The organism is Bradyrhizobium sp. SZCCHNS1022 (assembly GCF_032484835.1).
GTDB lineage: Bacteria > Pseudomonadota > Alphaproteobacteria > Rhizobiales > Xanthobacteraceae > Bradyrhizobium.
Genome location: NZ_JAUETT010000002.1, coordinates 908,270 through 923,032, shown reverse-complemented (window position 1 = coordinate 923,032; position 14,763 = coordinate 908,270). Strand labels below are relative to the sequence as shown.

General features: G+C 63.8%; 15 protein-coding genes and 1 pseudogene. 11 read left to right on the top strand and 5 right to left on the bottom strand.

What is annotated here, in order from left to right:
- On the top strand, positions 1-684 hold the full coding sequence (tmk, locus tag QX071_RS17830) for a dTMP kinase (protein ID WP_315703936.1): 684 nt from the start codon (positions 1-3) through the stop codon (positions 682-684).
- Positions 681-1,721, top strand: a complete 1,041-nt coding sequence (locus tag QX071_RS17825; protein ID WP_315703935.1) for a DNA polymerase III subunit delta' — start codon at positions 681-683, stop codon at positions 1,719-1,721. The genes tmk and QX071_RS17825 overlap by 4 nt, the downstream gene beginning before the upstream one ends.
- Positions 1,722-1,744: 23 nt before the next feature.
- Here QX071_RS17825 and QX071_RS17820 read toward each other — a convergent pair whose 3' ends face one another.
- The gene (locus QX071_RS17820) at positions 1,745-2,179 is read right to left on the bottom strand and encodes a hypothetical protein (RefSeq protein ID WP_315703934.1); all 435 of its coding nucleotides are present in this window, start codon (positions 2,177-2,179) and stop codon (positions 1,745-1,747) included.
- Positions 2,180-2,246: 67 nt separating this feature from the next.
- Here QX071_RS17820 and metG point away from each other — a divergent pair, with 67 nt between their 5' ends.
- From metG to QX071_RS17800, 4 genes are all read left to right on the top strand, one after another.
- A complete protein-coding gene (metG, locus tag QX071_RS17815) occupies positions 2,247-3,833 on the top strand; it encodes a methionine--tRNA ligase (RefSeq protein ID WP_315703933.1) in 1,587 nt (528 codons plus the stop codon).
- Entirely contained in the window at positions 3,833-4,624 is a 792-nt protein-coding gene (locus QX071_RS17810) for a TatD family hydrolase (RefSeq protein ID WP_315703932.1), read from the top strand. The genes metG and QX071_RS17810 overlap by 1 nt, the downstream gene beginning before the upstream one ends.
- On the top strand, positions 4,621-5,418 hold the full coding sequence (locus tag QX071_RS17805) for an MBL fold metallo-hydrolase (RefSeq protein ID WP_315703931.1): 798 nt from the start codon (positions 4,621-4,623) through the stop codon (positions 5,416-5,418). Before QX071_RS17810 ends, QX071_RS17805 begins: the two co-directional genes overlap by 4 nt.
- Positions 5,419-5,567: 149 nt before the next feature.
- Entirely contained in the window at positions 5,568-6,197 is a 630-nt protein-coding gene (locus QX071_RS17800; RefSeq protein WP_315703930.1) for an antibiotic biosynthesis monooxygenase family protein, read from the top strand.
- Between the two features lie 4 nt (positions 6,198-6,201).
- Here QX071_RS17800 and QX071_RS17795 read toward each other — a convergent pair whose 3' ends face one another.
- Complete coding sequence (locus QX071_RS17795) at positions 6,202-6,783, bottom strand: hypothetical protein (protein ID WP_315703929.1); 582 nt, start codon at positions 6,781-6,783, stop codon at positions 6,202-6,204.
- 73 nt (positions 6,784-6,856) lie between these two features.
- Between QX071_RS17795 and QX071_RS17790 the strand changes: the two genes are divergently transcribed.
- Both QX071_RS17790 and QX071_RS17785 read left to right on the top strand, forming a co-directional pair.
- Entirely contained in the window at positions 6,857-7,405 is a 549-nt protein-coding gene (locus QX071_RS17790; protein WP_315703928.1) for a DUF2975 domain-containing protein, read from the top strand.
- Positions 7,406-7,414: 9 nt separating this feature from the next.
- Positions 7,415-7,657 (top strand): helix-turn-helix transcriptional regulator, encoded by a 243-nt coding sequence (locus tag QX071_RS17785; protein WP_315703927.1) that lies wholly within the window; start codon positions 7,415-7,417, stop codon positions 7,655-7,657.
- A gap of 59 nt (positions 7,658-7,716) precedes the next feature.
- On the opposite strand, the gene QX071_RS17780 is transcribed toward QX071_RS17785, so the two are convergent.
- From QX071_RS17780 to QX071_RS17770, 3 genes are all read right to left on the bottom strand, one after another.
- Positions 7,717-9,360, bottom strand: coding sequence for an acyl-CoA synthetase (locus tag QX071_RS17780; RefSeq protein WP_315703926.1), 1,644 nt, complete (start codon positions 9,358-9,360; stop codon positions 7,717-7,719).
- 31 nt (positions 9,361-9,391) lie between these two features.
- Positions 9,392-11,278, bottom strand: coding sequence for a TRAP transporter large permease subunit (locus tag QX071_RS17775; RefSeq protein ID WP_315703925.1), 1,887 nt, complete (start codon positions 11,276-11,278; stop codon positions 9,392-9,394).
- 67 nt (positions 11,279-11,345) lie between these two features.
- A complete protein-coding gene (locus QX071_RS17770) occupies positions 11,346-12,377 on the bottom strand; it encodes a TRAP transporter substrate-binding protein (protein WP_315703924.1) in 1,032 nt (343 codons plus the stop codon).
- Between the two features lie 382 nt (positions 12,378-12,759).
- Between QX071_RS17770 and QX071_RS17765 the strand changes: the two are divergent.
- From QX071_RS17765 to QX071_RS17755, 3 genes and pseudogenes are all read left to right on the top strand, one after another.
- Positions 12,760-13,014, top strand: a pseudogene (locus tag QX071_RS17765) (IS5/IS1182 family transposase); the annotation flags it as partial.
- Positions 13,015-13,295: 281 nt separating this feature from the next.
- Positions 13,296-13,526, top strand: a complete 231-nt coding sequence (locus QX071_RS17760; protein ID WP_409977495.1) for an outer membrane protein — start codon at positions 13,296-13,298, stop codon at positions 13,524-13,526.
- 305 nt (positions 13,527-13,831) lie between these two features.
- Entirely contained in the window at positions 13,832-14,650 is an 819-nt protein-coding gene (locus tag QX071_RS17755; protein WP_315704287.1) for an outer membrane protein, read from the top strand.
- Positions 14,651-14,763 lie beyond the last annotated feature (113 nt).

The following is a 14,763-nucleotide window of genomic DNA, read 5'->3' as shown; positions in this document are numbered from 1 at the left end:
ATGGCTGAAGCAGGTGTGCAACGCGGTCCCGGCCGCGGCAGATTCGTCACCTTCGAGGGCGGCGAGGGAGCCGGAAAATCGACCCAGATCAAGATGTTGGCCAAACGTCTTGAGGCTGCGGGCGTGCGTCATGTCACCACCCGCGAACCCGGCGGGTCGACTGGCGCGGAGATCATGCGGCATCTCGTCCTGTCGGGGATGGGCAAGCTGCTGGGCGCCGAAGCGGAGACGCTGCTGTTTGCGGCCGCCCGCGACGATCATGTTCGCAACGTCATCCTGCCGGCGCTCGACCAGGGCCGCTGGGTGCTCTGCGACCGCTTCTTCGATTCGACCCGCGCCTATCAAGGCAGCCTCGGTAAGGTTGCGCCCGATGTCCTCAACGCCATGCAGCGCGTAACCATCGGCGATCTGAAGCCGGACCTGACCATTATCCTCGATGTGCCGGTCGAGGTCGGCATGCAGCGGGCGGCGGCGCGGCGCGGCAGCGGTATTGCCGACCGGTTCGAAAGCGAAGACATCAAGTTCCACCACGGCCTGCGCGAGGCCTATCGCAAGATCGCGGCCGAGGATCCCGAACGGTGCGTGCTGATCGACGCCACGGCCGATCCGGACCGGGTCGCTGATGCTGTCTGGGACACGATTCGTGTGCATTTCTTCACACCCGCGGCGGTGGGACAGCTATGAGCGCGCGCAAGGTTGAAGCCGAGATCGCAATCCGCCATCCGCGGGAAACCAGCGTGCTCTTCGGGCATCGCGAGGCGGAAGCCGCGCTGCTGTCGACCTATCGCAGCGGCCGCATGGCCCATGCCTGGCTGCTCGGCGGGGCGCCGGGCATCGGCAAGGCAACGCTGGCCTATCGGATGGCCCGCTTCGTCCTGACCCATCGTGATCCGAGCGCGCCGCTGGTGCGCGCGGCCGACACGCTGTTCGTGGATCCCGACGATCAGACCGCGCGCCACATCGCCTCCGGCGCCCACGGAGGCCTGCTCTCGCTGGAGCGGTCGGCCAACGAGAAGGGCGTGATGCGCACCGTCATCACCGTCGACGAGACGCGCGAGACGATCAGCTTCTTCGGCTCGACCGCGGCGGTCGAGGGCTGGCGGGTGTGCATTGTCGACACCGTCGACGAGCTCAACCCCAATGCCGCCAATGCGCTGTTGAAGATCCTCGAAGAACCGCCGCAACGCTCGCTGTTTCTGCTCGTCAGCCACGCCCCGGCGCGGGTGCTTGCCACCATCAAATCGCGCTGCCGCCGGCTGAGCTTGCGTCCGCTTGCGACGGAAGATGTGATCCGTGCCGCCGCGGCGGCCGCCGGGATCGATCCGGCCGATCCAGCGCTCAGAGAGGCCGCAGAGGCGTCCGAGGGAAGCGTCTCGCGCGCGCTTACCCTTCTCGGCGGCGACGCGATGCAGCTGCAGACCCGCACCGCCGCGTTGCTTGCGACCTTGCCGCGGCTCGATCCGAACGAGCTGCATGCGCTCGGCGACGCGCTCGGCACCAATGACCGTGCGGCGCTTGCGAGCTTCATCGACACGATCGAGCGTTGGGTCGCCGAGCGGTTGCGCGGCCCCGATCCCAACGCCAATCTGCCCCGCCTTGCACGGCTGGCCGAGGTATGGGAAAAGATCGTCCGCGCCGCGCGCGACACCGAATCCTATAATCTGGAGCGAAAACCGCTGGTTTTCTCGGTGTTCGGGATGCTCGCCGAAGCCACGCGGTAACCGCGCCGAGTCACATCCCGAGATCATTCGTCCGACGTCGAAGAGGAATTTGCCGTGGCGAAGGCCAGTAAGAAGACTGTCAAGAAGGGCTCGAAGAAGGCTGCCGCCAAATCGCGCGCCAAAGCCAAGGTGGGCAAATCCAAGCCTGGCAAATCCAAGGCCAGCACGCCGAAGGGCCCAAAGGCCAAGGCGACTTCGAGAAAGACCTCGACGCCGAAGGCAGCCAAGCGCGGCGTGAAGAAGGCGTCCAAGACGGCCTCGAAGAAGGCGCCTCCAAAGAAGGCGCCTCCAAAAACGACGGTTGCGAAAAAGACCGTCAAGCAGGTTGCCAAACCATCCGCCAAGGCGCCCAAGGCCGCCAAAGCGACGAAGGGCGCGCCGGCGCCTGCCTCGAAGAAGCGCACTGCCGGTAAACCGGCGCTACCGGCGGCTGAGCTCAGAACGACGATCGAGCCCACGAAGCCACCGCGCTCCGCCAAGCCCAAGGCGCCGCGCAAGCCCAAGCCTGCGGCTGCTCAAGACTCGGTGCCACAGCCAGCCGCCACGCCCGCGCAAGCAGATAATGCCGCGAGAAACACCTTCTACATCACGACAGCGATCGCCTATCCCAATGGTCAGCCGCATATCGGTCACGCCTATGAGGCGATCGCGACCGACGCCATCGCGCGCTTTGCGCGCCTCGACGGCAAGGACGTGTTCTTCCTGACCGGCACCGACGAGCACGGCCTGAAGATGGTCCAGACCGCGCAGAACGAGGGGCTTTCGCCGGCCGAGCTTGCCACCCGCAATGCCGGCCGCTTCCGCGAGATGGACGAGCGGCTGAACGTCTCGTTCGACCGCTTCATCCGCACCACCGAGCCCGCGCATCATCGTTCGGTGCAGTCGATCTGGAATCGGATGCAGCAGAACGGCGACATTTACGCCGACACCTATGCGGGCTGGTATTCGGTGCGCGACGAGGCCTATTACGCGGAGGACGAAACTGTCGTCGGCGTGGACAATGTCCGTCGCGGCCCGCAGGGCACGCCGGTGGAGTGGGTCGAGGAGAAGAGCTATTTCTTCCGCCTCTCGGCCTATCAGGACAAGCTGCTCGCGCTCTATGAGAGTCAGCCCGATTTCATCGGCCCGGATGCCCGACGCAACGAGATCACGAGTTTCGTCAGGGGCGGTCTGAAAGACCTTTCGATTTCGCGCACCACCTTCGATTGGGGCGTGCGGGTGCCTCACGACGATGAGCACGTGATGTATGTCTGGGTGGATGCGCTGACCAACTATATCACCGGAGTCGGCTTCCCCGACCAGAACGATCCGAACTGGAAGTACTGGCCGGCCGATGTGCATGTCATCGGCAAGGACATCATCCGCTTCCACGCGGTGTACTGGCCCGCTTTCCTGATGTCGGCCGGCGTGCCGGTGCCCAAGCGCGTCTATGCGCATGGCTTCCTGTTCAACAGGGGCGAGAAGATGTCGAAGTCGATCGGCAATGTCGTCGACCCCTTTACGCTTGCGGACCAATATGGCGTGGACCAGCTGCGCTACTTCTTCCTGCGCGAAGTCCCGTTCGGTCAGGACGGCAACTACAATCATGAGGCGATCGTGGCGCGCATCAACGCCGATCTTGCCAATGACCTCGGCAACCTCGCGCAGCGCTCGCTGTCGATGATCGCCAAGCAATTGGGTGGCGTGCTGCCGGAGCCCGGCGCGTTTTCGGCCAACGACAAGGCGATCCTGGCTGAAGCCGACGCCATGATCGGGGCCGCGCGCAAGGCGATGGCGACCCAGCAGATCCACCAATGGCTCAACGCGGTGTGGTCAGTCGTGGCCGAAGCCAACCGCTATTTCGCGGGCGAAGCGCCGTGGGCGCTGGCCAAGACCGATCCGCCGCGTCAACGCACCGTGCTCTATGTCACGGCCGAAGTGATCCGGCAGGTCGCGATCCTGACCCAACCGGTGATGCCGGCGGCCTCGGCGAAGCTGCTCGACAGCCTCGGCATTCCAGATGACGAGCGAAGCTTCGACCGCCTCGGCGGCGAGGTGCGGATCGCCCCCGGCACCCAGCTGCCGGCCCCGCAAGCGGTGTTCCCGCGCTACATCGAACCTTCGGCCGCGTGATGTTGGTCGACAGTCATTGCCATCTGGATTTTCCGGATTTCGCCGAGGATCTGGATGGCATCGTTGCGCGCGCCGCCGCGGCCGGGGTAGGACGCATGGTGACAATCTCGACGCGCGTGCGGCGCCTCCCGGACCTGCTCGCCATCGCCGAGCGCTACGAGAACGTCTACTGCTCGGTCGGTACCCATCCTCATAGCGCCGACGAGGAGGATGGCATCTCGGCCGACGAGCTGATCGACCTCACCAGACATCCAAAGGTCGTGGCGTTGGGCGAGGCGGGGCTCGACAATTTCTATGAGCATGGCTCGAAGGACGCTCAGGAACGCGGCTTCCGCGCTCATATCGCTGCGGCCCGCGCCACGGGCCTGCCGCTCGTGATCCACACCCGCGAGGCCGACGAGCAGTGCGGGCGCATCTTGGAGGAGGAGATCGCGAAGGGACCTTTTCGCGCCGTGCTGCATTGCTACACCGGCGGACGCGAGCTGGCGATGAAGGCAATCGATCTCGGACTGCACATCTCGTTCACGGGCATCCTGACCTTCAAGAAGTCGGAAACGTTGCGCGCGCTCGCCGCCGAACTGCCGGCCGACCGCATCCTGGTCGAGACCGATGCGCCATATCTGGCGCCGAGCAAATTCCGCGGCAAGCGCAACGAGCCCTCTTATGTCGTCGAGACCGCCAAGGTGCTGGCGGACACCCGCGGCGTGTCGTTCGAAGACATCTCGCGGCAGACCACCGAGACGTTCTTCAAGCTGTTCTCCAAGGTGCCACGGCCGGACGCTGCGCGATGACGCTGACGCTCACCATCCTCGGCTGCGGCTCTTCGGCGGGCGTGCCGCGCCCGGCGCTGGGATGGGGCGCCTGTGACCCGTCAAATCCGAAGAACCGCCGCCGCCGCTGCTCGCTGATGGCGGAGCGGACCTCGGCGCACGGCACGACCCGTGTCGTGATCGACACCGCGCCGGACCTGCGCGAGCAACTGATCGACGCCGAGGTCGATCATATCGACGCGGTGTTCCTCACGCATGAGCATGCCGACCAGACCCATGGCATCGATGATCTGCGGTCCGTCGTCCTGCACCAGCGCCGGCGCATTCCGGTCTATCTGAGCCAGTCGACGGCCAAGGATATCATGCACCGGTTCTCCTACTGCTTCGTCTCGCCGGCCGGCAGCGACTATCCGCCGATCTTGACCCAGCATGCGATCGAAGCCGGCGAGACCCAGGCGGTGGAAGGCAAGGGCGGCGAGCTCAAGCTATCCGCCTTCCTGGTCCAGCACGGCAACATCCCGGCGCTCGGCTATCGGATCGGCAATGCCGCTTATACGCCCGACCTCAACGACATTCCGGAAGCGAGCTGGGGCGCGCTCGAGGAGCTCGATCTCTGGATCCTCGATGGCCTGCGCTATGCTGCGCATCCCAGCCACTTCTCGGTCAACGATGCGCTGGCCTGGATCGAGCGTTTCAAACCGAAGCGCGCCGTCATCACCAACATGCATTCCGATCTCGATTACGAGGTGCTGCGGCGAAGCCTGCCTGACGGTGTGATCCCCGCCTATGATGGCATGCGGCTGACGCTGGGTTAGACTGTTGTTAGGATTGTAGGGTGGGCAAAGCGAAGCGTGCCCACCGTTTCCAATCGTGCACTCCATTGGTGGGCACGGCGCGTCCGCGCCTTTGCCTACCCCACGCTCTACGAGTTAGCTCCGATCATTGAGAACACGGAGATGCTGCCATGATGTCCTTGTTCTTCGAGGTCGAGATCAAGCCGGGCCGCACCGAGCAATATCTGCAGCTCGCGGCATCGCTGAGGCCGGAGCTCGATGCGCTCGGCGGCTGCCTGTTCCTCGACCGCTTCAAGAGCCTGTCGCGCGACAATCTGCTCTTGTCCTATCAGATCTGGCAGGACGAGGGCGCCCTGACCGCCTGGCGCGCGCATGGGCATCATCACGAGGTGCAGACGCTCGGACGTGACCAAGTCTTCTCCGACTACCGGATACGTGTCGCGCAGGTGATCCATGAAGCGCGGCGCGACCGGCCGGTCTGGCAGCCGGAGCGCCGCACGGCATATAACGATCCGCAGCGGCGACCGCCGACTTATGTGCTCGTGACGGAAACGTCCGGTGCACGGCTCCCCATCGCGACGGATATGCCGGTTGGGAGCTTCGCCAGCGTCTACCGCGAGGGCTGCTTCGCGCACCTCGTCGAACTCGAGGACGAGGCATCAGGGCTCGCACTGAGCCCCAGGCTGCTGGCCAATCCAGCGACGGAGTATGTCCGCATCGTCGAGGTCACCAGGGACTACGGGATGTACAACCGTCGCGAGGCGCCGCAGTATTATCCGCCGAAGGCGCCGAATGCGTAGCGTGTCAGATTTGGCAGCGTGGAACGTCCACGATCGGATGATCGGAAGCCAATGAGCGCAGATCGACGTCACGCGCCAGCGTGACATACTCGACGGTTTCGGCTGTCCTCAGATAGGTGGTCACATAGATCGGCCCCTCCGGCAGCTCGAACGTCTTGCAGGCTTTCGGTGCGATCGAGATCGTGACCGATCCGCCGCCACCGGCGCTCTTCCGTTCCATCAGTTCGGCGCGGAACGCGAGCAGCTTCGCGGCATCGGCCTCATCCAGACGATAAGCGTAGATGCGCGTCGCGGCCTCCGCTTCCCGCGCCAGGGCCGCTGGCTCTGCCAGTTCGCGCAGCACGAACTCGCGCTGCTCCTCGGCAGCGCCGCGGCGCCTGACCACAATCCGCAATACGACACCGCCGGGCAGCGGGCGGAGCGAGATCGGCAGCTTGACCGCCGCGCGCAGCTGCGCCGGATCGCTGGTCTGAAAATCGACCCGGGCGAGCTTCACCATCGAGGTTACCGGCATATGGCTACAGCCCGTGGCGCTGCAGCCGAGGCCGAAGATCAGGAGAAGGCGGGGCAAGGCTCGGATCGGCATGCGCTCACTTCCGTTTGACAATGAATAATTATTGAAATACGATAATTTATTCTTTCGTCAAGAGGGCTACGCCATGACTGACCTTGCCGACCAGAACCATCGGTTGCGTCGTTTTTCCCGTGCCATGGCGCGGATTACCGGGCTGGGCATCCTGCTGATGTCGGCCGGCACGATTCTGATTTTCGCCCTTCCGGATTTGACGCGCAGCCTGCTGCTGGCGCGTCTCGGCGGCATCGGCGCCAATCTGCAGATCACGCCCGCGCGCGCCATTGCGGGTGCAGCGGTGATGGCTGTTCCCATCGGCGTGATGCTCTACGGAATGTGGCAGGTCCGCGCGCTGTTTTTGGATTTCGCGCAAGGAAGCGTGTTCACGCCAGCGACTGCGCGGCGCCTGCGCGATTTTGCTGCCGCGGTGTTACTGCAGGCGGCGCTCGGCCCGCTATCGTCGACCGCGCTGCTGATCGCCTTCACCATCAGCAATCCGCCGGGCAGTCGCCAGCTCGGCATCGCGCTATCGATCAACGACTATATCGCGCTGATCGTCGGCGGCGTGCTGCTTGCAGTGGCCTGGGTGATGGCCGAAGCAACCCGGATCGCCGACGAGAATGCCAGCATTGTTTGAGGCCCGGACATGCCGATCATCGTCAATCTCGACGTCATGCTGGCACGCCGCAAGATGCGTTCCAAGGAACTCGCCGAGCGCATCGGCATCACCGAGCAGAACGTCTCGCTGCTGAAATCCGCCAAGGTCAAGGGCGTGCGTTTTGACACGCTGGCGCGGATCTGCGAGGTCCTCGACTGCCAGCCGGGAGACATCCTGGAATATCGCAGCGGTGAAGACGATATCACCGTGCCGCGCGTTGCGCGCGGGTGATCGTTGCGCGCGCAGGCGCGCAGCACCGCCATTGGCCAAGCGTCCCCTGTCGACTTCGCTTACGCCGAGATTGCCTTCGCCGACTGCACCTCGTTGCGGAGCAGATATTTCTGGATCTTGCCGGTCGACGTCTTCGGGATCGGGCCGAACACGACCACCTTCGGCGTCTTGAAGCCGGACATGTGGGTGCGGCAATAGGCGATGATCTCGGCTTCGGTCGCCTGCACGCCCTCCTTCAGCTCGATGAAGGCACAGGGCACTTCGCCCCATTTCGGATCGGGCTTGGCGACCACTGCGGCGAACAGCACGGCCGGATGTTTGTAGAGGATGTCTTCGACCTCGACGGAGGAGATGTTCTCGCCGCCGGAGATGATGATGTCCTTGGAGCGATCCTTGATGATGACATAGCCGTGCTCGTCGAGCACGCCGAGATCGCCGGTGTGAAACCAGCCGCCGGCGAAGGCTTCCTTGGTCGCCCTCTCGTTTTTCAGATAGCCCTTCATCACGATGTTGCCGCGGAACATGACCTCGCCGATGGTCTCGCCGTCGCGCGGCACCTCGCGCATGGTTTGGGGATCGAGCACGGTGACCGCTTCCTCGAGCGGGTAGGGCACGCCTTGCCGACGCTTCATTTGCGCGCGCTCCGCCGGCGGAAGCTCGTCCCAGCCGGGCTGCTCGGCACAGACCGAGGCGGGGCCATAGACCTCGGTCAACCCATAAACATGCGTCAGCTTGATGCCGATGCCCTCGGCGCCCTCCAGCACTGCGACGGGTGGCGCGGCGCCGGCAATTAGGCCGATGACGGGCTTCTCCCGCTTGCCCTTTGGCGCGTCGGGAGCGTTGATCAGCACATTGTAGACGATCGGCGCGCCGCACATATGCGTCACGCCGTGCAGGCGGATCAACTCGAAGATCTTGCTCGGCTCGACCTTGCGCAGGCACACATTGACGCCGGCCGCCGCCGCCATCGTCCACGGGAAGCACCAGCCGTTGCAGTGGAACATCGGCAGCGTCCAGAGATAGACCGGATGCTGGCCGAGATTGCCGGCGAGGATGTTGCTGACGGCGTTGAGATAGGCCCCGCGGTGATGAGTCACGACGCCCTTGGGATTGCCGGTCGTGCCGGACGTGTAGCTCATCGCGATCGCGTCCCATTCGTCCTTCGGACGTCGCGGCTCGAAGGCGGGATCGCCGAGCGCCAGAGCGGCCTCATATTCGATCTCGCCGATCCGGCTGCCGCCCGTGAACGAGATGTCGTCGACGTCGATCACGAACGGTTTCGCGCCGGTCATCAGCTTGAGCGCGTCGGAGATGACGCCGGAAAACTCGGGATCGACCAGGATGATCTTGGCCCCGCCATGATCGAGCTGGAACGCGATCGACGGCGCATCGAGCCGGATGTTCAGCGTATTCAGCACGGCACCGGCCATCGGGACGGCGAAGTGCAGCTCGTTCATGGCCGGAATGTTCGGCAACATCGCCGCCACCGTGTCGCCCTCGCCGATGCCGCGGCCGGCGAGATAGGACGCGAACTGGCGGCAGCGCGCGTAGGTCTGGGCCCAGGTGAAGCTGCGGCCCTCATAGACGGTACTGATGTGATCGGGATAGACCGCCGCGCTGCGCGCGATGAAGCTCAGCGGGGTCAGCGGGACGTAATTGGCCGGGGTCTTGTCCAAGCCGATATTGTATTGGTTCGCGCTCATGGCTTCGTCCTCCAGCATTCACTTGAGGATTCTACAGGAACCCGATCGAAATCCAGGGAAAAATTGCAACCACCGCAAGTCCGATCAGGAGCGCCAGCAGATAGCCCCAGATCGGCCGCATGCCTTGCGCAGGGTCAACCCGGCCGATGGCGCAGGCCGCGTAATATCCAACTCCGAACGGCGGTGCGAACAGGCCGATCCCCATCGCCAGGATGATGATCATGGCATAATGCACCTCGTGCACGCCGACGGCACGCGCGATCGGAAACAGCAGCGGCCCGAACAGCACGATCGCGGGAATGCCCTCCAACACGCTGCCGAGGATCGTGAAGGCCAGGATCGAGACCGCGATGAAGGCGGCAGCGCCGCCCGGCAGCCCGGTCATCGCGGCTGCAAGCGAGCGCGAAAAGCCGGATTGCGTCAGGCCCCAGGCCATGCCGGTCGCGGTGCCGATGATCAGCAGGATGGCGCCGGAGAGCGCCGCGGTCTCGACCAGCATCGGCAAGAGCCGTCGCCAATCGAACCGGCGGTAGATCAGGAGCCCGATGATCAGGCCGTAGACGATGCCGATGGTGGAGACTTCGGTGGCGGTCGCTATGCCCTCGACGACGGCGAAACGAATGACGAAGGGCAGGGCCAGCGCGGGTAGGGCGACAACGAAGCTCCGGCCGATCTCGGACGCCGCGGCGCGCCGGACGCCGCTCATGTCCTCGTGGCGGTAGCGCCAGCGAACCAGCGCGCACAGCGTCACCGCCAGCACGACGCCCGGCAACAGGCCGCCGGTGAACAGGGCGGCGATCGAGACACCGGTGACCGAGCCAATCGTGATCAGCACCAGGCTCGGCGGAATGGTTTCGGTCTGGGCGCCGGTCGCTGCGAGCAGGGCGACGAGATCGCCGGGACGGGCGCCACGCGCCTTCATCTCCGGAAACAGCACCGGCGCCACGGCGGCCATGTCGGCGGCCTTCGCGCCGGAAATGCCGGAGACGAGGTACATCGCGCCGACCAGCACGTAATGCAGGCCGCCCCGGACGTGGCCCAGCAGACTCGCCAGGAACGCGACCATGGCGCGCGCCATGCCGGTCATCTCGATCAATAGGCCGAGGAACACGAACAGCGGCACCGAGAGCAGGATCAGATGGCTCATGCCCTCGTCCATCCGCCCGACCAGCACCACCAACGGCGTGCGCGTGGTCAGCGCCAGATAGCCGAAGATCGCGAGCCCGAACGCGAAGGCGATGGGAACGCCGGCGAATACGCAGAAGCCGACCACGCCGACGAAGAAGATGACCAGGTTGAGATTGCCGAGCGGCTTCAGCCAGGGCTGCGCCAGCCAGAACAGCACGATGATGACGGCCACGGACGCCACCGCGGCCAGCACGGTCCTGCGATCGGCCGCGCGGACCAGCCGCAGCAACGCAAACAGCGTCATCAGGACGATGCCGACCGGCAGCGCTGCCGCGCGCCAGACATTGGCGATCTGCAGCGCCGGCGTCGTGATGAAGCTTTCCTCCGCGGCGTAGTCAAAGGCCGGCCGCACCACCAGCACCAGGAACGCCAGCGCGGCGGCTGTCGCCACCACGTCGAGATAGGCCCAAAGCCGCGGTCCGGCCACCGCGACCATCGCAGTCATGCGCATGTGCTCGCCGCGGCGGAACGCGACGACGGCGCCCAGCATGGCGAGCCACAGGAACAGGATCGACGCCAGTTCGTCCGACCAGATCAATGGCTGATGCAGCGCGTAGCGCGCCACCACGCCGGCAAACAGGATCACGATCTCGGCGACGACCAGGAGCGCCGCCGGGATCTCCACGAGCAAGCCGAGCGCGAATTCGATCGAACCGATCAGCGACCGGCGGCGAGGGGCCTCGACGACCACCTCGCTGACCACGATTTCGGTGAACTCGGCTTGCGCCATGGCATCGATCCAAGGCTGAGCGGTAAAAGGCTGAGCGACAAGGAGGGCGGCTAACTACGAGAAACTGCTACGACAGCTTGCCGACGGCCTTTTCGAGCAGGCCCCAGGCCTCCTCGCCATACTTGCCTTTCCATTCGGCGTAGAAGCCGGCGGTGCGGAGCTTATCGCGGAAGGGCGCCACTGTCGGCTGATTGAAGATCAGCCCCTTGGATGCGAGCTCCTGCTGCAGCCCCGCATTCAGCTTGGCCGTATCCTCGCGCTCCTTCACCGCGGCAGCGTTGATGTTCTTGGCGACGATCGTCCGGACGTCCTCAGGCAGGCTTTCCCAGGCGCGGCGGTTGGCCAGGAACCAGAACCCGTCCCACATATGGTTGGTCAGCGAGCAGTATTTCTGCACCTCGTAGAGCTTGGCGGTCGAGATGATCGCCAGCGGATTTTCCTGGCCCTCGACGACCTTGGTCTGTAGCGCCGAATAGACCTCGCTGAAATTGATCGAGGCGGGCGCCGCCTCGAACGCCTTGAACATCGAGGTCCACAGCGGCGACACCGGCACGCGGATCTTGAAGCCCTTGAAATCGTCGGGCCCGTTGATCGGCTTGGTCGACGACGTGGTCTGGCGGAAGCCGTTGTCCCAGATCTTGTCCATGACCATCAGGCCGGCCTTGTTGATCTGGCCGCGAACATAGGCGCCGAGATCACCGTCCATGGCCTTCCAGACCGTGTCGTAGTCCGGGAACGCGAAGCCGATGCCATTGATCGAGGCTGCCGGCACCAAGGTCGACAGGATGAGCCCGGACAGCGTGAAGAACTCGACACCGCCGGAGCGGATCTGGCTCAGCATGTCGGTGTCGGAACCGAGCTGGTTGTTTGGGAAGATCTGCAGGTCGAACCTGCCGTTGGTCTCGCTCTTGATGGCCGCGGCCATCTCCTTGGCCCGGACGTTCATCGGATGCGAGTCGGGCAGGTTGTTGGCGTATTTGTAGCTGAACTCGGCGGCGCTCTCCGCGCGCACCACATGGGGTGCGCTGACACCACCGAACCCACCGAGAACCGCTGACGCCGCGGAGGCCCTCAGAAGCGCGCGTCGTGACAGGCTCATGCTTCGTTTCTCCCTGAGAAAGTTTTTGTTCTTTCGCGAGACCCTGGACTGCCACGCGGCTCAATCCTATGAGGACCGAATCCCGGCGATCTCAGCGGTTTCGTCTTCGCCGCTTATTGCAGCCGAACGACGCGGCGGCAAGCGGTGAGGACATCAGGCGTATCCAGCGCGCCACGTCAGCGCGTGAAGCCCGGCGAGCCAGCAAACGCTCCAAACGGCCCCGATGAAGCGGATGCAGCTGACCTTCGGGCTCAGGTTTTTGCCCTAAGATCCTGATCTGCTTATACATAAATATATTCCATAATATACATTATGCGAATCGCATATGCGGCAGTTCACGTCGGGCTGTCGTTTCTCGTTCGACCTGAGTCTTTCCGCTTCGACGGAGGTCACGCCCAAGTTTGTGTCGCCCTCCGACCCGGCGGCGCGCTCGACGGGAGCGCACGGCGGCCAAGCCTTCTCCGCCTACTCGACGAACTATCTGGTCGACGTCGAGAATGCGATCATCGTCGATGTCGAAGCGACCACGGCGATCCGGCAGGCAGAAGTTTTGGCCGCCAAGCGCATGATTGAGCGTTCACTCGAAAAGTTTGAGCTTTATCCAAGCCGGCTTCTCGGCGACAGCGCCTATGGCTCCATGGATTCCTTCGACAGGCTTCAGTTCGGCATCGAACGCCAATGCCGTTGCTTGTCTGACATCCGCCACGAACGTTTCCGGAACGTCGCGACCTAACCGGCGCTCAATTTCTCGCACACAGTCCGCCATTTTTGTCCCCGGAAAGCCCGGATCGCCTCCTCCACGTCAATTGGAGCGCCCTCCTCGGATGCCGCTCGGGCCAGAGCGACTCCGAAGGAAGCGTCATCGCGGCCAGCCGACTCCGATCGAACCAGCATCGACTCCGATGGAAGCGGAACAACGTGCCTGAACGGCCTACCCTTTTCCGCCGCGTCGGCGCCGGCTGGGAATACGGCATCACCCGCAACTGGATCGTCGGCCTCGAATACAACTACGCTGCCTTCGGCAGCCAGACCTATCAGCTCGGCGGCGCCTCGGGTAACTACACCTTCGATGCCAAGCCGCGCGACATTCAGTGGGCCGTCGTGCGCGCGAGCTACAAGTTCGACGCGCCGCTCATCGCGCGCTACTGAGCTTCAGCGGCCGCGAATCGATGAACGAAAGCCCCCGGGGAGTTTTCCCGGGGCTTTTTCGTTGCGTGAATGAGTCGGGCAGCTTCGGGTGAGTCATAGTTCCGACCTTGGAACTGAAATATGCGCAACTAAGTGCATATGGATACAATACGACAACAGTGCTCGCCTATTTATGTGGCGTTCATGCAACTGAGGCGCGAAAAGCCAACCGGAATCTACGTCGGGCGAGGGTTCCCGCGTGGCCATGCACGCGTCGTCTCGCTAATCTTTTGTTATCAAATATTTCGATGCATTGGGTGGGGGCCATGAAGAAACAAATTGGACTTGCGTTCGCCGCTTCGCTTCTCTCGATTACAATCATCGGAACCGCGTCTGCGGCGGACATGGCCGTCAAGGCGAGGCCGATGGTGGCTCCGCCCGTGGTGCCGGGTTGGCAGGGCTTCTACATCGGCGGCAACGTCGGTGCTGGCTGGGCCGATACGACCTTCACCGGCATCCCCGTGACTGGCGATCACTTCCTGCTTCCGGGGCTTTCTCGCTCGACCGGGTGGGGTGATGCCAATGTCGTCGGCGGTATCCAGGCCGGCTACAATTGGCAATGGGATCGCTTCGTGCTCGGCATTGAAGGCACGTACTCCGGATCCGGCGTCAAGAACAGCACGGGCATTATTGTGGATCCGGTGTTTGCAGGTCAGAACACTCGCCTGAATTCGAAGATCGACCAATATGCCACCATCGTCGGACGAGCCGGCTTCGCACCGACGAACGACTGGCTGCTATATGGCAAGGGCGGTTATGCGGCCGGTCACATCAAGACACATGCCGAGGACTTCTTCCCGCTACCGGCGACGTTGCAACACTTCTCGGACAGCTCGGCTTGGCACAATGGTTGGACCGCAGGCGTCGGCGTCGAGTACAAGTGGATGCGCAATTGGGTGTTCGGCGTGGAGTACGACTACTACAGCTTCGACACCAAGAACCACTCGAATGCGACGGTCTCGACCGTGGCAGGCGCTCCCGGCGCACCGACGTTCTATTCGCAGGACGTCAAAACGAACATGAGCACCGTCGTCCTGCGCGCGAGCTATCTCTTCAATCCGGCGGCAGTGGTCGCGCGGTACTGATCTCTCCGGCATATAGCGTGTTGGCAAAGCCCCGGCTTTCACGCCGGGGCTTTAACCGTTAATCCGTAGAGTTTGCCCACTCGGATGGTATTGTTACGCTGGCTATTATGAGA